Source organism: Rossellomorea sp. LjRoot5, from assembly GCF_964253455.1.
GTDB lineage: Bacteria > Bacillota > Bacilli > Bacillales > Bacillaceae_B > Rossellomorea.
Window position 1 is genome coordinate 2,018,381 of record NZ_CAXUQN020000001.1, and the last position, 20,286, is coordinate 2,038,666.

Here is a 20,286-nt window from a genome sequence, read left to right on the forward strand (position 1 = left end):
AAGAATGTTATATGCACAACCAGATCATAAAGGCCTATTCGGTCAATTCGGAGGAAGGTTCGTTCCTGAGTCATTGATGAAAGCCGTTCAGGAACTCGAGGCCGCTTACGATGAAGCAATCAATGATGTACGTTTTCAAGAAAGGCTCGAAAGTTACTTAAAGGACTATGTAGGAAGGGAGAATCCTCTCTACTTTGCAGAAAACCTCACCAGGCAGATAGGGGGAGCCAAAATCTATCTGAAGCGGGAAGATCTGAATCACACAGGTGCCCATAAAATCAACAACACGATCGGGCAGGCACTCCTTGCTGAGCGAATGGGAAAAAGAAAAGTTGTAGCAGAAACGGGAGCAGGTCAACATGGGGTCGCAACCGCCACCGTATGTGCTCTATTAAATCTTGATTGTGTCATTTTCATGGGTGCGGAAGATATCCGCAGGCAGAAGCTGAATGTATTCAGGATGGAGCTGCTCGGAGCAAAGGTAATCAGCGTCACCCAGGGAAGCGCCACATTGAAGGATGCGGTGAATGAAGCGCTGCGTTACTGGGTTGCCAATGTTGAAGACACTCACTATATCATGGGGTCCGTTTTAGGTCCACACCCATTTCCGAAGATGGTCCGGGACTTCCAAAGTATCATTGGAAAAGAAACGAAGAAACAATTCTTTGAAAAAGAAAAAGGTCTTCCAAATGCCATCGTGGCATGTGTCGGAGGAGGAAGCAATGCCATTGGAATGTTCCACCCGTTTATTGAAGACAAAGAAGTAGACTTATACGGTGTCGAGGCAGCCGGAAGCGGCATTGAAACAGAGAAGCACGCTGCCACATTAACGAAAGGATCTGTCGGAATCCTTCATGGAAGCATGATGTATCTCCTTCAGAATGAAGAAGGGCAGGTACAGGAAGCCCATTCCATTTCAGCAGGACTTGACTATCCAGGTGTAGGGCCAGAACACAGCTACTTAAAAGAAATTGACAGAGTCCGTTACGCATCCATTTCTGACGGTGAAGCGCTGGAAGCATTTAAACAGTTATCACAGACGGAAGGGATCATTCCTGCACTCGAAAGCTCCCATGCCGTTGCCTATGCGGTGAAGTTGGCAAAAACCATGACAATGGACCAATCAATCGTCATATGTCTATCTGGAAGAGGGGATAAAGATGTTGAACAAGTAAAAGAGTTATTGGGAGGTAGTCAGCATGGGTAAAAAATTTCTGGAAAGCAAACTTGAAGCCGAATTAAAGCGAGGGAATAAGTTGTTCATTCCCTATGTAATGGCGGGAGACGGTGGCATAGACACATTGATTACAACTTTAAAGAAGCTTGAAGAAGGTGGGGCGACGGCCATTGAAGTCGGTATTCCGTTCTCTGATCCCGTTGCCGATGGACCGACGATTCAAGAAGCCGGTAAAAGAGCATTGGAGAAGGGAACCACACTTCGAAAAGTGTTCGATGTATTGACTGAAAGAAGGAACGAACTTGGAATTCCTTTGATATTTATGACCTATATCAATCCGATTTACAAATATGGTGTAGAACGCTTCTTCGACGATTGTAAAAAGGCTGGTGTGGATGGAGTGATCATTCCTGATCTGCCCCTGGAGCATTTCGATTTGGTTAAGCAGCCCTCGAAGGAAAAAGAAATAGCCATTGTCCAATTGGCAACCCTCACCAGTCCTTTGGAAAGAGTGAAGGAATTGGCCTCTGTGACAGAAGGGTTCCTCTATGCTGTTACGATTAATGGAATTACAGGATCAAGAGAAGGGTTTGCCGAGAATATATCCCGTCATTTAAACAAGCTTAAGAGCAACAGTCCGGTGCCGGTTCTGGCGGGATTTGGGATATCGAGCCCCGATCATGTCCGCAGCATGAGTGAAAGCTGTGATGGGGTAGTGGTCGGAAGTAAAATTATAGACCTTATTCAAAAAGACTCATTTGATGAAATCAGGGAGTTAATCGGAGCATCAAAGACAGGAGCATTTCACTCGTGAATTCATACAGAAACAGCCGATCCTTATAGGGTCGGCTGTTTCCTTAACATGATGAATTATTTTACACCTTTTATGGAGACAGTCAGTGCAGGACTTACATCTTTATAGGATAGAGATATATTTTTAAAGCCGGTTTCCTGTAGAGCCTGTGAAATTTCTTCACCATAGCGTCGAGCCTTGCTGTCCCGCTCTTCATCTCCCCGGGGCTGAACGGTAATGAGGAGGGTGCCACCGGTTTTAAGCATCTTGTATAAATGGCTGAGTGCCTGCTTCTGATCATTCCATAATGGGTAATTATTAACGGAAAAGATTCGATCGTATTGAGCATCGTTTAAGTCGAATTGACTGATATCCTGAACAAACAGGCGAACCCTGCCTTTCTCTATAGCTTTCTGATTCTTGTTTTCAGCCGCTCCTTTCATTGTTTCTGAAAGATCGACCCCGTCCACAAAGGTATCAGGGAATCGAGTGGAAATGCGCTTAATACAATATCCCGGCCCATATCCGATTTCAAGAACGCGATCGCCATTTTCGATGGCCAGTTGTTTGATGGACCAGTTGTTGATCTTCCGATTGTCAAACTCCATTACTTTCCCCACAAACCAGCCCAGGATTCCTTTCGGGCGTTTAAATTGTTTCTGTAGCGTAAACAACAGGGCATCACCTCATTTCCTTTATTTTAAAATGAACGTTCTATTTTTCGATTTTCCACGAAACCTTTGAAGTAAAACCTTTACTGAAATGTTGCGATTCTTTGGAAAAGTGGCATAATATAATCAAATCTAATTTGCGTTGAGGAGTTGAGTACATAGTGAAAGCCCTTATCAGAGAGCAAAGGAGGATGAAATGAAGATTGTCATTGTATCCGACACCCATATGCCTAGGAAAGGAAGAAGCTTGCCTGACCCTCTTCAAAAAGACCTAACGGATAGTGACCTCATCATACATGGGGGTGATTTTCAGACCCTCGATGTGTTTGAAGCATTTAAGAGGTACGGGGAACTGATTGCTGTTAGTGGAAATGTTGATAATGTAGAACTTCAATCCCTGCTTCCAAAAAGAAGGATCATTGAGAAGAAAGGCCTGAAGATCGGCATTGTGCACGGGGACGGAAAGGGGAAAACAACTGAAAAAAGGGCTCTGGAAGCCTTTGACGATGTTGATGTGGATGTAATCATCTTCGGTCACTCCCACATACCCTATTCCCGCTTTATGAAAGGAGTCCTTTTATTCAACCCAGGCTCTCCCACGGATAAACGGAAGCTGCCATATTATTCCCACGGTGTATTGACAATCGGAGATACCTGGAAGATCGAGCACATATTTTATAAATAAAAAGTAAAAGCACAGTGGCTGAACTGTGCTTTTTTCATTATTTAATGGGATATTGATAATACTCTTGACTATAGAAGGTTTGGAAACCACTTGATTCATAGAGATTCAGTGCCTTGCTGTTCGCTGCCGCCACATCAAGGTATATATTATCGGTCCACTTGGATTCCTGCATCACGACCTGTGACAATGCTTTTCTGCCGATTCCCTTTCCTTGAAAAGATGGGAAGACGGCAAACCCATAAATGAAACTGTTATTGTTCGCACGTTGAACCCTTATCTTACCAACCACTTTTTCATCATGGATGATCATAAGATTTCCTTCCCTGGACTCTTCGAATAGTCTCTTGGTATAGGATTCAGCATCACTTCTGACAATCCCGAAACAGGTTTCATCAAGGTCGATGATGGTTTCGATATCTAGTTCATCGGCTGTTTTGATCCCGACAGAATCAGAATCTATGACTAACTCTTTTTTATTCCATTTCATTTCATATTCCGTGAAATCATAGACAGCGTCCGTATAAGATATAAACCCTTTACCAGACGTCGATGTTCCCGGAATATTGAGTAAGAGCTTATTGACCGTCCGGGGTTTTAAAGATTGGAGTGCTCTGTGAAACAGTTCTTGAAACAGGTGCTGACGACGGAAATCAGGATGGATCATACCACATATTTCGTACGAATCCCCAAATCCGTATATTCCTAAAAATCCGATCAGACGATCCTCGTTATAAAGAAGGAAATCATCTTGATCGTGCTTTCTTTTTTTTAGCATTTCCCAGTTTAATTTTAAGTTTATCTCTTCAAAATTCTCGCAGACATTCTGAAGATCTTTTATATCTTGAAGTTGTTTAGAAGTAAGCATTCATTATCCCCCTTTTCCCAAAAGAGAAAGAATTTTCTTACTTGATTTTATTTTATGAGCATTATTTATACAAGAGAATTTTGATCTTTCATTGAAAAAAGAGGTTGGGACCAATGAGTTTAGTTAAAAGAAAATCCGAACGATTATTCGAAATCGTTCGGATTTATTATTTAGCTGTTTACGTAAATACTGTTGGTTTTGTATGTAGTGAGTAGTGGTTGATTTCCGCTCCAGTTGCTCGCTTTCCGCGGGGCTGGCGGTGAGCCTCCTCGGGCAAAAGCCCTGCGGGGTCTCACCTGTCCAGCGTTTCCCGCAGGAGTCGAGCAACTTCCACTCCAATCAACTTTGCAAGCGTAAGTGTTTCACTATTCCATGGTAGAGTCCCCAATTGCATACACCAACTCTGATTCTATTAGTACCAATGATCAATTACCGTTACTTATACAAATTCTCTTTCTTACCTGATGTGAAAGACTCATATGCTCGGAATGATCGAACAACCGAAAACTATAAGCCTTTGTATGAATAACAATCATGGTAAAACGGGACTGTTAAAATTTTTCTAAAGTTTATACACTGTAGAGAGCAGGATCTAGCTTTTGATTGTAGTGCAAGACGAAGACTCCTGCGGGAGAAGCGGAATAGGTAAGACCCCGCAGGAGCGAGAGCGACGAGGAGGCTTGCCTTCCGCCCGAGGAAAGCGAAGTCTTGCACGGAAATCAAAAGCGGTGTAATAAGTGATTCTACATAATTTTTTGATTGTTCGTCTTTAGAGAAGAAGGATTTAGATATGTCCCAGTCTCTCCATATCATTCCTTATCCTGTATACGCTGAATCACTTCATGAAGTTCATCAGGCTTAAGGAATTCAAGTGGGGAAAATCCTTTTTCAAACATGACGGACTCGCTTTCAATCATCAGGACATATCGACCGTTCACTTTCGCCAAGTGAATGCTGTCTCCAAAATCTGAAAGAAGGGCTTTTACCGAAACATGGTCAAGCTTCACTTTCAGTTCCACTTCAGGGGATTGCTCGATAATTTGTGAAGTGGCTTCCACCACCTGTTCCGTCGTGAATCGTTCCTGCAGTTCTCGCTTTGGGCTGATGGCCCATTCTTCTACGGCTTCTTCAAATTCCACCCGTTCGTCACTTTCTTCAGCATATGTTTCTGAAATATGTTCTTTTACCATTCCGTACACTTGGGATTTCACGATTTCAGGCATGGACTTTTCATACTCCACCCATTTCAGGAAATCCTCAAAGTATCTCGCATGTGATGCTTGATGGATCTTGATTTCGGCTGAATCCATCATGCCTTCTTCAGGCATATATGGATATTGGATAGATTTCATATTTTTCGTCGTGATCGCCATTTCTACATTATGAATCAGGGTTGCTTCATCCGTAATGGTAGCGACCTTTGGTTCAAAATCGCATTTCATGAGGAATAAAAAGGGATCATCAAAAAATTTGGTGAGCTTTGCGGTGGCAACTAAAAATGCTCCGCCGCGAATAGCGCTGGCTTCTATGTACATTTGGACAATCTGATCACATGCTTCACGAAAATCTTCTTTATTTTCAGCATGACGCGTTCGATGAAGTAGATTGTAGTTTGGATTCGATGTAAGCTCATGGCCTGGTTCTACAACAAAGCGGCCAATTTTAGTGGGGGCGGATTCTGACTTGGAGTGCCTGTCCACTTTTCGCTTGACGATCTTAGTCAGTTCACCGTCCAGGAAGCTTTTAAGGGGGCTTTCCTCATACTCATCCCCGGTCAAGGTTTGAAAGTGCTTATGTCGTTTATCTGCTTCTTCGCCTTTTCCTTCTACCTGGATTAAATAAAATGAAAGATGCTGTATGGTAAAATCCATGATTTGTTCTCCTGACCTGATTAGATTCGATTTCTTTTAATTTCACATTCATTGTTACAGTATAGAAAAGCACAAAAGGTTCGTCAATTGACTTATGAAAGGGGAGTATTGAGAGATACTATTTATTAGCTTGATAAAACGTAAGGTGGTGAGCTTGGTGAGTAATGAATCATTTTTCACATTAGTGAAAAAAGGAAATAAATCTTCGTTCTTTGCGATGGTGGGGAATGGCATCCTTGCAATCGCAAAGGGGGCGGCATTCTTTATCAGTGGAAGTGGGGCAATGTTTGCCTCTGCCATGCACTCGTTAGCCGATACTGTCAATCAAGGGTTTGTGTTTATTGGCAGTGTTCTTTCAGAGAAGAAGCCGACAGAAAAGTTCCCGACAGGTTTTGGGCGTGTCATCAATCTGTTTTGCATGATTGCGGTCATCGTCGTTTCGGTCATGGCTTATGAAACGATTCGTGAGGGGTTTCATCTACTCAAACATCCCGCTGAAGTCAAAGGGATATGGATAAATGTATCCGTGTTACTCTTGAACATCCTCATTGATGGAACGATCCTCTATAAAGTGATGAAGGAAATCAGTCAGGAAGCCCGCGTGGAGAGCAGGGGTGCTGGGATTGTGACCGGTGCGTTCAAGCATGTAAAACGGGCAGCGCCCCCAACAAGACTTGTGTTTTATGAAGATTTAGTGGCTGTATCCGGTGCCATTCTTGCTTTGACAGCGGTTCTTGTATCTTATTTCTCTCCGTTTCAACTATTGGATGGGATTGTGACCATAATGATCGGATTCCTGATGGTGGGGGTTGCCTTCAGGGTCGGGTATGACAATATGGTTGGTCTGATAGGGGTTGCTGCACCAAAGGAAGTAGAGGACCGGATTGCTTCTGCCATCTTTGAACATGAGGCAGTCATCGATATCTTTAAGATGAGGATCACACAGGAGGGTCGTTATTACCACGTTGAATCATATCTTGAATTGAAAAAGGGGTTACCCCTATCAGAAGCGGATGATATTAAGTTTGCCATACAGGATCAATTAATAGCGGATCCCGATATAGCTGATGTTACATTAGGAATCATAGAAGACAATGGTATTCAGGAGTGGAAAGGGACTGATATACCCGAAATTCCATAGTGATCATCCGGCTGATGATTTCAGCCGGATGATGTAGATTAATTTTGAATAAATTTTTCAAACACAAACCCAAAATCTTTAAGGGTTAATTCTTTCTTCTTGTCCGACAGCCAATTGAAGGCATATTGATTGACCTCTTTAAACTGCTCAACAACATTTACGCCATCTGTCTTTACTTGTCCCAATGTTGAGGAGGCAAGTTGGAGGCTTTCATTGGCAAAACCGGAATAAATACTATTGTCAGTAGTGATTTCACCAATTTTTATAAGGGACTTATATAGATCTTTCACTTCTGCTAAATGTTTTTTATGAACATCGATGGAGTAGATTTCCGAACCGATCTTAAACTTGATTTCGACATCCAGATCTACTGTTCCCGCCGTTTCAAGTAGGACATTCGAAAGGTGATACTTGTAATAATCCAAGCGGCGGAGCACCCGTTTCTTGCTTGCAGCACTCGTCCCATCAAGGTGAATGAGAGCTTTGTTTGTAAAGCAGTATTCATCGGACTTGGATTTGATTAGGAAGTAAATCTTCTCTCCATCTTCATGCATAATGTAATCATCTGAATCGGCTTTGTCGTAATCCTGGGGCTTTATGACTGTGCCGATATCACTTAAACCTAATACGTCTGAAGCAACTTTTCCAAACATGCTTTCAAATCCTTTCGATTTTGATTGTTTTCTTTCTTACCATGAGATAAGACTTCATTAGTATATCATAGATTAATAGAAGGTAAGGGAATTACTGGAAGATTCTAATTTAAAGCTTATGGTTTGGGTGATGCATTCCGTTCATACTATAATAAAGAAAATCATAGAATAGATTATCGTAAAAGGGGGGGAATAGAATGGATATGGACGATCTGCTGATGCGTTTCAAAGATAGAACGCCTAAAGTGTTAGGAAGTGAAACATTTTCTGAATATGCTATTCTACTTCCTTTAATCGAAGTGAAAGGTGAGATTCATGTTCTCTTTGAAGTCCGTTCATTGAATATGCGGAGACAACCGGGGGAAATCTGCTTTCCGGGTGGGAAGATCGACCGGAGTGACTCTGATGAAAGGGCAGCTGCTTTAAGGGAGACGTCAGAGGAATTGGGCATACAAGAACATTCCATCTTGGATATTTATCCTCTCGATTATATCGTCTCCCCTTTTGGGACAATCATCTACCCTTTTGTAGGGAAGCTGAATATATCATTGGAAGAGCTCCGCCCGAATTCTGCAGAGGTGGAAGAGATTTTTACAACCCCGCTCTCTTACATGCGTGAAAAAGAACCGGAATTGTATAATATCAAATTTAAAATGGAACCGGAGGAGAGCTTCCCATACAAACAAATTCCAGGTGGGGAAAACTACGACTGGCAGGCAAGAAACATGAAAGAGCATTTCTACTACTATCAAGACAAAGTCATCTGGGGCCTCACCGCCCGCGTCCTCCATCACTTTATAAAACTTATATCATAGTACTTTATAGTCATGTAAAACAAAAAAAGATCAAAAGAAATTCTACATTTACCTGTACGGATTGACATACGTTTCGTTTTCATACTTTTTTCGATAGGGCAATCTGTCGGAGAAAGTATTTTTGTATGTCAATATGTAGCAAATTGAATGGTTTGTAAATGGTTAGGAGGAGGTAAAGAGAAGTAACAGAAAGACGATAGAAAAAGGAGAGGGGAATCATTATGATCATTCGTGCTAAATGCTGGAGGATGTTAAGCGTACAGGAAAAATTGTTTATTTTGAAGGCCGTATGTAATAAGCATCTCAAAAAGTAGTATTCGGATAATATAACCGATTTGTACATGCCACAGCTTCTTGTCTTAGGTCCACTTACAATGGTGGTACGATCAAATCAGGAATGTAAGGTTTGCAAATGAAGAGTGACGTAAAGCAATCCCACCCCATGTGATGATGGAAATTACATGGAGGCCGTTGATCCAGCCACCTTCCTATTCTTTTTCTGGAAATATGCCCTTACCCAGTGAACTTGTGATCCCCAAAATAATCCTTCCAACCCGGATCATTCTAATCTTTCAATCGTCCCATTTTTTAAATTGCTTCTTACCATAAGACCAATAAAATGTTTCTGGCGTATTTTATTGGTCTTTTGGTAAGATATATAGTGCACATACATATAAGGGGGACAACTAGTGAAAGCGTTACTTACAGTCATGATCGCTGGTCTATTTTTTACTATCCTTTTAAGCGGATGCAATCGGAATGCAGCCGACATGGTCGTCAATGGTAGTGTAACGGTAAATGAAGAAGCTGAAACACTTACATTTTCCGGAGTATTAACGGATGAAGATTTAGAACCGGATACTCCTTTTCTTGCCCGTTTTTTCCTGCAGGGCAAAACGATCAAAAATGCACTGGGAACCGACTTGATCTATACGGATGAAGAACTGAAGAGCCGTAAAGAGGGAGAGGCTTCTAAAGAGTATAAAGTAGAAAAAACAGTAGAAATAAAAAAGATTGAAGAGATCGATAACATCATACGCGAAATTAAAAACGAAGATAAAAAATCTGTCACCATCGAAATCGTAAATGACAATGGCCGAATTGATGATAAGGTTCTTCATGAGATTAAAAAGGAGTAGGGTCGTTAAATCAACCCTGCTCCTTTTCTATGTATGACGGCTTATTTAGGATTCACTGGTCTTTTTAATGCATAAAGATCGTCTTCAAGTAGAAGCATTTTATCCATCAATACGTCTTTGGAATCCATCACTCCTTTATTATATAAGAAGGGACCGATTTCTTTCATGAAGAAGTCAAACCAATTTTCAGCTCCTAAATCCCCGATTTCATCCCCTGTTTGTTCATAGTAAAAGCTCTGTATCCTTCCAATCATTTCATCCTTTTGTTCTTTAGGTATCTTTGTAAACATCATGAGTACCCCTCCAGTTTTGTTTCTTCCATCCTAACATAAGAGGTCCTGCCAGGGAGAGGTATAAAGAAATTCATCGGTCAAGGAATTGTGGATTCTTTTCTAAAAATAAAGGGAATTTCCAGACAGTAGCCAATATAGTAAGAGAAGACCATGAGGGGGACTTATAATGGAAATGAACTCAATCTATTTAATCAAAGAAAAAAACGGGATGAAAAAGGACTTTTCGCTCCTTCTTTCCATGATGGACTATGCCAGATTGACCTCCATTCAAGAAGTGGAAAATTTGCCGGTTGAAATGCTTGATTACCGTTGTCATGATGAAGCGAATTCCATTGGGATGTTGCTTGCTCATTTTGACGCTGTAGAAAAGATTTATCAGGCATTGACATTTGAACAATTGACTGATGATGAAATAGAAGCATATGCGACGGAATTGGAACCGGCATTAAGTTTAGGGAGCAAGGCAGCCGAGAATATAAAAGGAAATTCTGTGGAGTACTACCTGGAAAACCTTCAACTCACAAGAAAGCATACTATCGATCAATTTAAAAAATTGGACGAAGAATGGCTATATGAAGAAACAGAATGGTGGTACGGGGAAAAAGGTAATAATTTCTTTAAATGGTTTCATGTTTTTGAAGATGAAATCAATCATAGGGGTCAAATAAGAATGATCAAAAAGTTATATGCATAAGAAAATCAACCCACTGTATTAGAGTAGGTTAGACTGTGTTTTTTACAATTAGACCCATTCGTGCCTTGAGTTTTGAAGGGGAATCTGTTATAGTAAAGATAATTATTTTTGTTCAAGATTAATATACATGAATGAAAAACATTCGTCTTGAATTTTATTAATCAGAGCAGGAATATAAATATTTTTACGTGCAACTGCACTAGGAGGTACATGTTTTATGTTACAAGGTAAAGTTAAATGGTTTAACGCTGAAAAAGGTTTCGGTTTCATCGAAGTTGAAGGTCAAGACGATGTTTTTGTTCACTTCTCCGCTATCCAAGGTGAAGGATACAAATCATTAGAAGAAGGTCAAGACGTTACATTTGAAATCGTTGAAGGCGCGCGTGGACCACAAGCGGCAAACGTTCAAAAGTAATTCAACCGTATAATTTCAAGCAGGGTACGTCAGCTGACGTACCCTGCTTTTTTGCTCTATATAAGAGTCGATGTGGACAATCAGGTAGAAAGTTCTATAATGAAATAGATGTTATAACATTGTTTATGGAGGATGATCGTGTTGGTGGCAAAAGAAAGTAATATGAAACTGGCACTTGCCGGCTTATTGTTAGGGATACTCATGTCAGCCATGGATAACACCATCGTAGCAACGGCATTGGGATCCATCGTTTCAGATCTTGGTGGACTGGACAAGTTTGTATGGGTCACAAGCGCATACATGGTAGCAGTCATGGCCGGGATGCCGATTTTTGGTAAGCTGTCTGACATGTATGGTAGAAAGAGATTTTACATATTCGGTCTCTCCATTTTCTTAATTGGTTCTGCACTGTGTGGAATAGCACAGGATATCGTTCAGTTAAGTATATTCCGGGCCATCCAAGGAATCGGTGGTGGAGCTTTGCTGCCAATCGCCTTTACCATTGTGTTTGATTTATTCCCACCTGAAAATCGAGGAAAGATGACAGGACTACTGGGTGCAGTATTTGGATCCGCTTCAGTATTCGGGCCATTGATTGGGGCATTTTTAACGGATCACTTAAGTTGGCATTGGATCTTCTACGTCAATGTACCAATTGGTCTCCTATCGCTCTTCTTTATTACAACGGCTTATAAAGAATCCCCACAACGATCAGATCAGCGAATTGATTGGGGAGGGGCGATAACTCTTGTTATAGCGGTTGTCAGTCTGATGTTTGCCCTGGAATTCGGCGGAAAGGAGTTCCCTTGGGCATCGTGGCAAATCATTGGATTGTTTGCATCCTTCTTTATCTTCTTTATCAGTTTCTTATGGATCGAACGAAAAGCATCTGAACCGATTATTTCATTTTGGATGTTCAAAAGTCCATTGTTTGCGTCAGCGCAGGCCCTCGCTTTTCTGTATGGGGCTGCGTTCATTATCTTGACCATATTGATCCCGATCTTTGTTCAAGCTGTATATGGTGGATCTGCAACTAACGCCGGATTGATTTTGACTCCATTGATGCTCGGTTCTGTAGCAGGCAGTGCCGTGGCAGGCATCCGGATGACGAAAACAAGTTATCGTAATATCATGTGGGTTTCCATCATTTCCTTTATCGCAGGCATGGTGTTACTCGCGACGATGGGGCCAGATACGAATAGATGGTTGTTGACGCTCTATATGATCATAAGTGGTTTTGGTGTAGGTTTTTCATTTTCATTACTGCCTAATGCAACGATCCATAAGCTTGATCCGCGTTTTAGAGGGTCTGCCAACTCGACGAACGCCTTTTTCCGTTCACTGGGGATGACCATCGGGATAACGGTCTATGGAACGCTGCAAACAAAACTCTTTGCCTCTAATCTTGAAAATGCCTTCAAGAGACATGAAGAAGGAGGGGGCTTCCAGGGTGATCCAAGGAGTATTTTTGAACCTGAAATGCGTGAAAAGATTCCGAATTTTGTTCTTACTAAAATCACGAACGCTATGTCTGATTCCATTACAACCACTTTTGCCTATGCATTGATCCCACTTGGGATTGCATTAGTGTTTGTGTTCCTTATGGGAAAATCAAGACTTGAGGTTTCAACTGATTTGTCTTCTGAGAAAATGAAGGAATAGAAAAAATGCCCATTCTTACCTGTTCAAATTTTTACATATCGGGTACAGATAGGGAATGAACCCGTGCATTGGAGTGTTTAGTTTGTGGAAAAATGCTAAGAAATTTTTTATTTTTATAGGGGTATTCCTGGGGATAAGTCTCTTATTGAGTATTATTACAGGTCTGATTATCACCTATATGTACGATGGTACCGGTTATAAGGGTTCTCCAGTGATCGGAACCATGATAAATGGAGCTTCAGCTGTAATTGCCGTATTGGTCGCATACAAACCGTTCAAAAAGAGCGGTGCACATAAAAGGTAGCAAATCACTTTTTGCTCCATGAATAGAACGAATGATGAACCTTCCCGGAGATTTCGGGGAGGCTTTTTAATGCAATAATTATTATTAAATGTATCCATACATAATGAAAGAGACCAGTCGCTGACTGGTCTCCTTTTAAGTATCGGTATTTATTACTATGTTAGATTATTTATTTTGTTGGTTTTGTTGGTTTTGTTGTTTAGCAGCTTTTTTCGCTCTTTCAGCAGCGTTTTGCTCTTGAGCAAATTCTGCTTCATTTTTTTGTTGCTGTTGCTTGTTGTTGTTATTGTTCGTCATCATGATCACCTCCCTCTACATTAATTTGCCCGGATATGAAAAAAAAATACTCAAAATATTACTTTTTTAAAATTCTTGGTAAAATAGAGATACCAAATAGAGAGTGGGGAACGTTCATGAAACAAATTATTGCAATGGGTGGTGGAGGTTTCTCAATGGAACCTGATAACCTGTTATTGGATCAGTACATAATAAATCAGTCAAGGGCATCCCAGCCAAAGGTTTGTTTCCTTCCGACAGCCAGCGGGGATGCAGAAGGTTATATCGAACGTTTTTACAAAGCTTTTACATCCCTTTCGAGTGAACCTTCTCATCTATCTTTATTCAAGCCCTCTACCAGGGATTTAGAAGGGTTCCTGCTTGAAAAAGACATTATTTATGTAGGAGGGGGCAATACGAAGAGCATGCTTGCCTTATGGAAAGAGTGGGGGATTGACGCGATTCTAAGGAAGGCGTGGGAATCAGGAACCATTCTCGCAGGATTGAGTGCAGGCTCGATTTGCTGGTTCGAAGAAGGAACCACCGATTCATACGGAGATGGACTAGAGACCATTAAGGGACTGGGTCTGATAGAAGGCAGTCACTCCCCTCATTATGACGGAGAAGTGAACCGTCGTCCCCTGTATCATTCTTTTATTGAGAGTGGGGAATTGAAGACAGGCTTTGCGGCTGATGATGGAGCAGCTTTGCATTTTATTGAAAGAGGACTTGCCAAAGTCGTGAGTTCAAGACCACATGCATCAGCCTACCGGGTAGAGAAAAAAGATGGCGTGATTCAAGAATACAGAATCCCGACGAACTATTTGGGAAATTCGATGTGATTGCTAAGAAAACTGCATAATCCGGTGACCCTTTTCATAGGGATAGTGATGAGTCTTTTTTTCAGGGAGGAGAATCATCATGAATGAGGATAAACGCAACATGGCCGGTGATTTAGTAAAGAACACATCGAAGCAGGCAAGTGAACTCCTGAACAAAACAGCAGATACAGCAAATGGGATCATCAAGAGTGTGAGCGGTGAAGGTGGGTTGGTGGGGAAAGTGACGGATACATCGGCAGACTTTGTGAAAAACGTAAGCAACACAGGAAATAAGATGGTCGGGAAAACTGTTGATACAGCAAGTAAAGCCGTAAAAGGTGCATCCAATAAATTATTTAAAAAGAAATGAGGCATTGACAGAAGCAATCTCCTGTATGAGAGATTGCTTCTTTTTATTTGATTCAGAACTCAGAATGAAGGCTATGATAAAATAAATCATGGATGTAAATAATGAAGGGGAGTGAAACAATGGTTCAGTTTCGAAAAATTCCAGCTGCAGATACGTATTCGATAAGACAACAAATTTTACGACCCACACAAACAATGGAAGAATGCAAGTATGAAGGAGATATGGATGAATCCACCTTCCACATCGGTGCACTTGATGGGGATAAGCTGATCTGTATAGGGTCCTTCTATCAAAAAGCGCATGAGGGATTGGAAGGGGGCCTGCCTTATCGTTTAAGGGGTATGGCGACTCTTCCTGATTATAGATCAAAGGGAATTGGAAAACAGCTCATTCAATACAGTGAAGGTATCCTTACAAGCGAAGGCTGCAATTTATGGTGGTGTAATGCCAGGACTTCAGCTGCCCCATACTATACAAAATTGGGACTGACACAGTCAGGTGGTATTTTTGAAATAGAACCTATAGGTCCTCATGTGATTATGTTCAAAAAAATGTAAGAACGGTATAACCTTCTACTAAAAAACAACCGGGCAATGGCCCGGTTGTCTCCAGCGTTCACTCCTGTATGGAAGATCTTCTCAGTTTTATGAACTTCACTAAATTCAATACAATCGTTTTCGATACTGCGTAGGTGGGTACGGCTAAGATCATACCGAGTATTCCAGCTAAGTTACCTGCAACAAGTAATAATATGATGATCGTCGCAGGGTGGGTATCCAATCGTTTACCTAAAATGAGGGGGGAAAGAAGATTCCCTTCAATTTGCTGAGCAATCGTGACCACCACTACGACAAGTATCGCCTTTGTCGGTGAGTCAAACAACGCGACGATGATGGCCGGTGCTGCGCCGATGAACGGTCCGATAAACGGGATGATGTTTGTGACGGCTCCTATCAGTGCCATCACAAGTGCATAAGGCAACCCAATGATCAGATAACCGATGAAGGTAAGTGTCCCGACAAATGAAGCGACTGTCAATTGCCCCTGTATGTACGCGGCAAGTGTTTCACTCGTATCCTTCAATGTGTTGATTCCTTCCTCACGGTATGCAGGCGGCAAAAATTTCGAAATGGCCTTCGGGAATTTATGACCGTCCTTGAACATGAAGAATAGCAGAAAAGGTACGGTCACAATGAGAATGGTGATGCTTGTCAACACACTCAATAATCCCTTCAAGGCAGTAGTGATATTATCAGGCAAGGTATTGGCGAAATCCACGAGCTGATTCTCGATATCTTTCAGGGATACATAATCCTGATTCATCATCCATTTAAACTGCTCTGTTTCAGACAAGTATTCAATGAAGTTCCTTGTTTGCTTTGCATACTCAGGCAAGGCGTTGAATAACGCCGTCACCTGATTGGTAATGACAGGTGCGATATTCCCGATGATCAACACCAACGCCCCAATGATCGCAGCATAAAGTACGATGATGGCAATCGTCCTCGGCAGCCTTGCTTTCACCAGAAGATTGACTAAGGGATTCAGTAAAAAATATAGAAACCCTGAAATGATGATCGGGAAAAATAGAGTAGATGCAAAAACGACAATGGGTTCAAATAGAAAGGAAATCTTTGTTGATACATAAATAATGGTAAGAATGATAAGTATTTGTAAGCTCCACGAATACATTTTTTTCTTGGTCAACCTGTTCACCTCTGCTTATCGACTAGTTTATCTGATTAAGTATATCAAAAATGGGAGGGGAATCCCTACTAATATCTGAGTTAACCGCGAATTATTTTTGAGGAAGAACATATAAGGCACAATGAATCCATCATAGCACAGCCAATGAAAATGCATAATGGCACCATCTTTGGGGAGCATAGTAAAAAAATGATTCTGACTGAAGGTGCAAATATGAGTTCCTTTAACAATAAGAATAGAAGAAAGCCGAAGCAGCTCCTTTCAGTAAAAGAAGAAGTTGTCATTGAAGCCCTCACAATGGACGAGAAGGTGTTCTATTTTCAGGAAGGTCTTTTTCACACGGATGACCTGAAAATAAGAAACTTGACCTTTAATGAAAAAAGAATGACCATCCTTTTTTTAGATTCTGTCATTGATAATAGAAGCCTACAGACATATATCATCCAGCCCCTCCTAGAAAAAGAGGGCGGAACGATTCAAGATTCTGTAAGCAGTAATAGTGTCAAAGAAACGATTCATTTAGAAGAGGCACTAACTGCGATGGTGGATGGGCACTGTATTATCTTACAGGAAGATAATGAATGGATTACGTTCGTAAGTATGCCAAAGATTCTTTCCAACCGGTATGAGCCGATTAATGAGAAGGTGATCAGGGGATCACATCAGGGGTTCAGTGAAAACATTTCGGAAAATATCCACCTGATCCGTGAAAGAATCTCCAGTCCGAAGTTGACTGTGAAACACTCGAGTGTGGGGGAGACGACAAGAACGAAGTATTCTCTTGTATATTTATCCGATCTGACGAATATGGAAATAGTGAACACCATTGAGGATCGAATCAGCTACATTAACAGCGATTCGATACAATCACCCGGGTATTTTGAAGAATTTCTGGAAGATAATTCGTTTTCCCCATTCCCTCAGTTTTTGAATACAGAACGCCCGGACCGTGTGGCGGGAAACCTGATGGAGGGGAGAGTGGCCATGGTGATGGAAGGAAGTCCGACTGTGCTTATTTTTCCTGTGAACTTTTTCAGCTTTTTTCAAACAACGGAGGATTATAATAATCGCGCATTCATTGGGTCTTTTATTCGTTTGATCAGGTTGATCAGCTTTATTGCCACCCTTTGTTTACCGGCTTTTTATATCGCCGTCATTTCCTATAATTATGAGATCATCCCTGTGGAAATTATCTTTTCGATAAAAAGCTCACTTGAATACGTGCCCTTTCCACCATTGATTGAGGCGGCGATCATGCAGCTTACATTGGAATTGCTGCGTGAGGCAGCGATACGGCTTCCCAATCCGATTGCGCAAACCATTGGGGTTGTAGGGGGTCTGGTCATTGGGACGGCTGTTGTAGAAGCCAACCTGGTTTCTAATACGATGGTTATTGTCGTGGCGATCACAGCGATTTCTTCTTTTGTCATTCCTTCAAATGAGTTGAGCACTTCTGTGAGGATATTGGGATTCCCCCTTATGATAGCCGCAGCACTATTCGGCGTGCTTGGAATGGTCATTGGACTGATGCTGCTCTTAATCCACATGTCCAATCTGAAGTCGGTGGGCCATCATTATTTATACCCGGTAGCCCCTCTTGATGTTAAGGGACTGAAAGATACGTTTATTCGGCTTCCTGTATGGCTGATGAAAAAGCGGCCGAAGGATTTACGATCACTATACAGATGGAAAACGTCGGATTCCCGGGGATGGAAAAAAAATGAAGATTCAGACTAACCTCACTTCCATCCAATTAATATTCTTTATTATTCAAACCCAAATCGGAGTAGGGATTCTCGGACTTCCATTCAGCGTATTTTCTGTTTCGAAGGCAGATGCGTGGATCTCTGTATTGCTTGCCGGTTTCATTGTACAGATCCTCATCGTACTCTTCTGGGTATTGGGGAGAAGATTTCCTAAGAAATCCCTCTTTCAGTATTCCAGACAACTTTTGGGTAAAGTTCCAGGATCGATGGTGAATATTTCTTTTATTATTTATGGGATTCTGGTCACGGCGTTAATATTGATGTACTCGACCGCTATCATAAAGACGTGGGTGCTTCCCCTTACACCAAAATGGATCGTCACGTTTTTATTGATTTTTACTGGAATTTACCTGGGGAAGGAAAAGGTTGCTGCTATTAGCGATGTATATGTAGTGGTATCGAGTCTGATCTTTTTTCTTCTCCTGATTTCTGTGGTGGTGTTGGCCACTTATCCCGTTGAATGGAGATATCTATTACCAATCGGTGAGTCCGGTGGTATTCAGATTTTAAAGGGAGCAAAAGAAGCATACTTTTCAATGTTAGGGTTTGAATTGCTGCTCTTTCTGTTTCCGTATTTTCAACACAATGGTGAACGTTCTGTCTTGTATTCAGCATCGATTGCGAACCTGTTTGTGACACTGACTTATACGTTTCTCACCATCGTCAGCCTTATTACCTTCAGTCCTGAAGAAATAGTCATCGTTCCCCAACCGGTCCTTTACTTTGTAAAATCCCTTTATTTACAGATAGTTGAGAGGATTGATTTAGTATTCATGTCATTATGGGTGGTCAATGTCATCACCTCCCTGACAAGTTATCTTTTTTTATCTACAGAAGGGAGTATTCATACGTTCAAGTGGTTTAAACGTAAACGTTATATTTATACTATGTTATTTGGAATGATGGCGTATGTCATTGCATTAATTCCAGGTAAAGAAGGAGAAATGGAGATCTATAATAAAATGGTGATCAATCTTTCGTATCTCTATATTTTGGTGATACCTGTTTCGTTATTAAGCATTTCATATCTTTTCAAGAAAGCAGAAAGAGGGGAAGACGCATGAAAAAACAATGGATCATCATCAGCATTCTTATTGTTATGCTCCCTTTCTTAACTGGCTGTTGGGATCAGCGGTTGCTTCGAAATGGAAGGCTTGTTTTTTCTTCTTCTTTTGATTTGTTGGATGATGAAACGATCCGATCCACTGCGATCATCCGGGATTTCAAGAATGGAACCCCTACAAATACAATGGTCCAGGGCGAAGGGAAGACCATACGTGAAACACGGATGGTAATGGACAGAAAGATTTCCGGGGCATTTGAGCCGTCGAAAAACCGGATATTTTTATTAGGGGAAGAACTAGCCAAAAAGGATATTTATAAGTTTTTGGATATTTTTTACCGTGATCCAAATAGTTCGATTTCAGCAAAACTTGCCGTGGTGGAGGGGAATGGAGAAGACATCCTCTCTAAATTGAGTGAAAAAAACGTGCTGATCTCAGAGTATATGATTGAATTACTCAAAAGTGCTGAGTCCGCCACTGGCGTTCCGAAACAGAATTTACAAACGGTCTGCACACTTATGTTCGATGAAGGAAAGGACTTTGCCCTGCCTCTCTTAAAATTAAAGGATGGCGAGATCATATTAGACGGTACGGGTATTTTCCATAAACATTCTTTATCGGGGACTTTAACGTTTAAAGAATCCTCGTTATTCCTCATCATGAATAACCAAAAGGCAAAGATTGCCCGTTTTGTATCCAAAATAGACAATGATAAACGTCTGAATGTGGATAATTATATTACGTATAATGTGACAGAATCCAAGTCAAAGCTCAAGATTATTTCAGATGCCCCGGATCATATACAGGTGGGGATAGACGTAGCCATGGATGTATTAATTGTCGAATTCCCCCAGGATAAATTAACAGATAAGAAGAAATTAAAGAAACTCAATGATGAGACTTCAAAGAAATTAACAGAAGATGCAGAAGAGATGATTGAGAAGATTCAACTGGCAAACTCAGATTTATTCGGAATTGGCAGGGAGCTGATGGCGTTCCATCCCAAAACGTGGGAAAAAATAAATTGGGATGAAGCTTATCCTGAAATCACAATCGTACCAACCATAAAAGTCGATATTATAGGGCACGGGATCATAAACTAAA

At 41.2% G+C, this 20,286-nt stretch carries 23 protein-coding genes; 16 read left to right on the forward strand and 7 right to left on the reverse strand.

From position 1 onward, the window contains the following. Positions 1–4: 4 nt before the first annotated feature. Both trpB and trpA read left to right on the forward strand, forming a co-directional pair. A complete protein-coding gene (gene trpB / locus ACSQ2E_RS10395; RefSeq protein ID WP_435990459.1) occupies positions 5–1,207 on the forward strand; it encodes a tryptophan synthase subunit beta in 1,203 nt (400 codons plus the stop codon). Next, complete coding sequence (trpA, locus tag ACSQ2E_RS10400) at positions 1,200–1,991, forward strand: tryptophan synthase subunit alpha (protein ID WP_435990460.1); 792 nt, start codon at positions 1,200–1,202, stop codon at positions 1,989–1,991. The genes trpB and trpA overlap by 8 nt, the downstream gene beginning before the upstream one ends. 56 nt (positions 1,992–2,047) lie before the next feature. Here trpA and ACSQ2E_RS10405 read toward each other — a convergent pair whose 3' ends face one another. Then, on the reverse strand, positions 2,048–2,644 hold the full coding sequence (locus ACSQ2E_RS10405; protein WP_435990461.1) for a class I SAM-dependent DNA methyltransferase: 597 nt from the start codon (positions 2,642–2,644) through the stop codon (positions 2,048–2,050). Positions 2,645–2,837: 193 nt separating this feature from the next. Here ACSQ2E_RS10405 and ACSQ2E_RS10410 point away from each other — a divergent pair, with 193 nt between their 5' ends. Beyond that, positions 2,838–3,326 (forward strand): metallophosphoesterase family protein, encoded by a 489-nt coding sequence (locus tag ACSQ2E_RS10410; protein ID WP_435990462.1) that lies wholly within the window; start codon positions 2,838–2,840, stop codon positions 3,324–3,326. Between the two features lie 37 nt (positions 3,327–3,363). Here the strand turns inward: ACSQ2E_RS10410 and ACSQ2E_RS10415 are convergent, their stop codons facing one another. Both ACSQ2E_RS10415 and ACSQ2E_RS10420 read right to left on the reverse strand, forming a co-directional pair. Further along, entirely contained in the window at positions 3,364–4,191 is an 828-nt protein-coding gene (locus ACSQ2E_RS10415) for a GNAT family N-acetyltransferase (protein WP_435990463.1), read from the reverse strand. Positions 4,192–5,000: 809 nt separating this feature from the next. Further along, positions 5,001–6,062, reverse strand: a complete 1,062-nt coding sequence (locus tag ACSQ2E_RS10420) for a DUF3900 domain-containing protein (protein ID WP_435990464.1) — start codon at positions 6,060–6,062, stop codon at positions 5,001–5,003. A 157-nt stretch (positions 6,063–6,219) separates the two neighbouring features. On the opposite strand from ACSQ2E_RS10420, the gene ACSQ2E_RS10425 reads away from it, so the two are divergent. Then, positions 6,220–7,203 carry a cation diffusion facilitator family transporter gene (locus ACSQ2E_RS10425; RefSeq protein WP_435990465.1) on the forward strand — a complete coding sequence of 328 codons (984 nt, stop codon included), beginning with the start codon at positions 6,220–6,222 and terminating at the stop codon, positions 7,201–7,203. Between the two features lie 38 nt (positions 7,204–7,241). Here the strand turns inward: ACSQ2E_RS10425 and ACSQ2E_RS10430 are convergent, their stop codons facing one another. Beyond that, on the reverse strand, positions 7,242–7,856 hold the full coding sequence (locus ACSQ2E_RS10430) for a PH domain-containing protein (RefSeq protein ID WP_435990466.1): 615 nt from the start codon (positions 7,854–7,856) through the stop codon (positions 7,242–7,244). Between the two features lie 197 nt (positions 7,857–8,053). Between ACSQ2E_RS10430 and ACSQ2E_RS10435 the strand changes: the two genes are divergently transcribed. Together ACSQ2E_RS10435 and ACSQ2E_RS10440 are read left to right on the forward strand one after the other, a co-directional pair. Beyond that, on the forward strand, positions 8,054–8,671 hold the full coding sequence (locus tag ACSQ2E_RS10435) for an NUDIX hydrolase (RefSeq protein ID WP_435990467.1): 618 nt from the start codon (positions 8,054–8,056) through the stop codon (positions 8,669–8,671). 689 nt (positions 8,672–9,360) lie between these two features. After that, positions 9,361–9,810: a hypothetical protein gene (locus ACSQ2E_RS10440; protein ID WP_435990468.1), complete on the forward strand. Its 450-nt coding sequence runs from the start codon at positions 9,361–9,363 to the stop codon at positions 9,808–9,810. A gap of 41 nt (positions 9,811–9,851) precedes the next feature. On the opposite strand, the gene ACSQ2E_RS10445 is transcribed toward ACSQ2E_RS10440, so the two are convergent. After that, positions 9,852–10,103, reverse strand: coding sequence for a DUF2164 domain-containing protein (locus ACSQ2E_RS10445; RefSeq protein ID WP_397550298.1), 252 nt, complete (start codon positions 10,101–10,103; stop codon positions 9,852–9,854). Between the two features lie 166 nt (positions 10,104–10,269). Between ACSQ2E_RS10445 and ACSQ2E_RS10450 the strand changes: the two genes are divergently transcribed. The 4 genes from ACSQ2E_RS10450 to ACSQ2E_RS10465 all read left to right on the forward strand — a co-directional run bounded on the left by ACSQ2E_RS10450 (position 10,270) and on the right by ACSQ2E_RS10465 (position 13,178). Further along, on the forward strand, positions 10,270–10,797 hold the full coding sequence (locus ACSQ2E_RS10450; protein ID WP_435990469.1) for a DinB family protein: 528 nt from the start codon (positions 10,270–10,272) through the stop codon (positions 10,795–10,797). 217 nt (positions 10,798–11,014) lie between these two features. Continuing rightward, positions 11,015–11,212 carry a cold-shock protein CspD gene (gene cspD / locus ACSQ2E_RS10455; RefSeq protein WP_032088076.1) on the forward strand — a complete coding sequence of 66 codons (198 nt, stop codon included), beginning with the start codon at positions 11,015–11,017 and terminating at the stop codon, positions 11,210–11,212. A 141-nt stretch (positions 11,213–11,353) separates the two neighbouring features. Then, positions 11,354–12,874, forward strand: a complete 1,521-nt coding sequence (locus ACSQ2E_RS10460; protein ID WP_435994493.1) for an MDR family MFS transporter — start codon at positions 11,354–11,356, stop codon at positions 12,872–12,874. A gap of 145 nt (positions 12,875–13,019) precedes the next feature. Beyond that, positions 13,020–13,178 carry a hypothetical protein gene (locus tag ACSQ2E_RS10465; protein ID WP_156029999.1) on the forward strand — a complete coding sequence of 53 codons (159 nt, stop codon included), beginning with the start codon at positions 13,020–13,022 and terminating at the stop codon, positions 13,176–13,178. Positions 13,179–13,343: 165 nt separating this feature from the next. Here the strand turns inward: ACSQ2E_RS10465 and ACSQ2E_RS10470 are convergent, their stop codons facing one another. Next, a complete protein-coding gene (locus ACSQ2E_RS10470; RefSeq protein WP_435990470.1) occupies positions 13,344–13,478 on the reverse strand; it encodes a hypothetical protein in 135 nt (44 codons plus the stop codon). 113 nt (positions 13,479–13,591) lie between these two features. Here ACSQ2E_RS10470 and ACSQ2E_RS10475 point away from each other — a divergent pair, with 113 nt between their 5' ends. The 3 genes from ACSQ2E_RS10475 to ACSQ2E_RS10485 all read left to right on the forward strand — a co-directional run bounded on the left by ACSQ2E_RS10475 (position 13,592) and on the right by ACSQ2E_RS10485 (position 15,202). Then, positions 13,592–14,296 (forward strand): Type 1 glutamine amidotransferase-like domain-containing protein, encoded by a 705-nt coding sequence (locus tag ACSQ2E_RS10475; RefSeq protein WP_435990471.1) that lies wholly within the window; start codon positions 13,592–13,594, stop codon positions 14,294–14,296. Between the two features lie 79 nt (positions 14,297–14,375). Continuing rightward, positions 14,376–14,645 (forward strand): hypothetical protein, encoded by a 270-nt coding sequence (locus ACSQ2E_RS10480; protein ID WP_435990472.1) that lies wholly within the window; start codon positions 14,376–14,378, stop codon positions 14,643–14,645. Positions 14,646–14,764: 119 nt separating this feature from the next. Further along, on the forward strand, positions 14,765–15,202 hold the full coding sequence (locus tag ACSQ2E_RS10485) for a GNAT family N-acetyltransferase (RefSeq protein WP_435990473.1): 438 nt from the start codon (positions 14,765–14,767) through the stop codon (positions 15,200–15,202). 58 nt (positions 15,203–15,260) lie between these two features. On the opposite strand, the gene ACSQ2E_RS10490 is transcribed toward ACSQ2E_RS10485, so the two are convergent. Continuing rightward, positions 15,261–16,352, reverse strand: a complete 1,092-nt coding sequence (locus ACSQ2E_RS10490) for an AI-2E family transporter (protein ID WP_435990474.1) — start codon at positions 16,350–16,352, stop codon at positions 15,261–15,263. Positions 16,353–16,565: 213 nt separating this feature from the next. Between ACSQ2E_RS10490 and ACSQ2E_RS10495 the strand changes: the two genes are divergently transcribed. Genes ACSQ2E_RS10495 through ACSQ2E_RS10505 form a run of 3 tightly spaced genes read left to right on the forward strand, consistent with a single transcriptional unit; the run spans position 16,566 to position 20,285 of the window. Further along, the gene (locus ACSQ2E_RS10495) at positions 16,566–18,089 is read left to right on the forward strand and encodes a spore germination protein (protein ID WP_435990475.1); all 1,524 of its coding nucleotides are present in this window, start codon (positions 16,566–16,568) and stop codon (positions 18,087–18,089) included. Further along, complete coding sequence (locus ACSQ2E_RS10500) at positions 18,073–19,182, forward strand: GerAB/ArcD/ProY family transporter (protein WP_435990476.1); 1,110 nt, start codon at positions 18,073–18,075, stop codon at positions 19,180–19,182. Before ACSQ2E_RS10495 ends, ACSQ2E_RS10500 begins: the two co-directional genes overlap by 17 nt. Further along, entirely contained in the window at positions 19,179–20,285 is a 1,107-nt protein-coding gene (locus ACSQ2E_RS10505) for a Ger(x)C family spore germination protein (protein WP_435990477.1), read from the forward strand. The genes ACSQ2E_RS10500 and ACSQ2E_RS10505 overlap by 4 nt, the downstream gene beginning before the upstream one ends. The last annotated feature ends 1 nt before the right edge of the window (position 20,286 follow it).

Coding starts and splice junctions, on each gene's coding strand:
- ACSQ2E_RS10505 (WP_435990477.1), top strand. CDS start 19,179: ATGAAAAAACAATGGATCATCATCAGCATTCTTATTGTTATGCTCCCT.
- ACSQ2E_RS10420 (WP_435990464.1), bottom strand. CDS start 6,062: ATGGATTTTACCATACAGCATCTTTCATTTTATTTAATCCAGGTAGAA.
- ACSQ2E_RS10500 (WP_435990476.1), top strand. CDS start 18,073: ATGAAGATTCAGACTAACCTCACTTCCATCCAATTAATATTCTTTATT.
- ACSQ2E_RS10410 (WP_435990462.1), top strand. CDS start 2,838: ATGAAGATTGTCATTGTATCCGACACCCATATGCCTAGGAAAGGAAGA.
- ACSQ2E_RS10415 (WP_435990463.1), bottom strand. CDS start 4,191: ATGCTTACTTCTAAACAACTTCAAGATATAAAAGATCTTCAGAATGTC.
- cspD (WP_032088076.1), top strand. CDS start 11,015: ATGTTACAAGGTAAAGTTAAATGGTTTAACGCTGAAAAAGGTTTCGGT.
- ACSQ2E_RS10430 (WP_435990466.1), bottom strand. CDS start 7,856: ATGTTTGGAAAAGTTGCTTCAGACGTATTAGGTTTAAGTGATATCGGC.
- trpA (WP_435990460.1), top strand. CDS start 1,200: ATGGGTAAAAAATTTCTGGAAAGCAAACTTGAAGCCGAATTAAAGCGA.
- ACSQ2E_RS10485 (WP_435990473.1), top strand. CDS start 14,765: ATGGTTCAGTTTCGAAAAATTCCAGCTGCAGATACGTATTCGATAAGA.
- ACSQ2E_RS10495 (WP_435990475.1), top strand. CDS start 16,566: ATGAGTTCCTTTAACAATAAGAATAGAAGAAAGCCGAAGCAGCTCCTT.
- ACSQ2E_RS10480 (WP_435990472.1), top strand. CDS start 14,376: ATGAATGAGGATAAACGCAACATGGCCGGTGATTTAGTAAAGAACACA.
- ACSQ2E_RS10470 (WP_435990470.1), bottom strand. CDS start 13,478: ATGATGACGAACAATAACAACAACAAGCAACAGCAACAAAAAAATGAA.
- ACSQ2E_RS10450 (WP_435990469.1), top strand. CDS start 10,270: ATGGAAATGAACTCAATCTATTTAATCAAAGAAAAAAACGGGATGAAA.
- ACSQ2E_RS10435 (WP_435990467.1), top strand. CDS start 8,054: ATGGATATGGACGATCTGCTGATGCGTTTCAAAGATAGAACGCCTAAA.
- ACSQ2E_RS10475 (WP_435990471.1), top strand. CDS start 13,592: ATGAAACAAATTATTGCAATGGGTGGTGGAGGTTTCTCAATGGAACCT.
- ACSQ2E_RS10445 (WP_397550298.1), bottom strand. CDS start 10,103: ATGATGTTTACAAAGATACCTAAAGAACAAAAGGATGAAATGATTGGA.
- trpB (WP_435990459.1), top strand. CDS start 5: ATGTTATATGCACAACCAGATCATAAAGGCCTATTCGGTCAATTCGGA.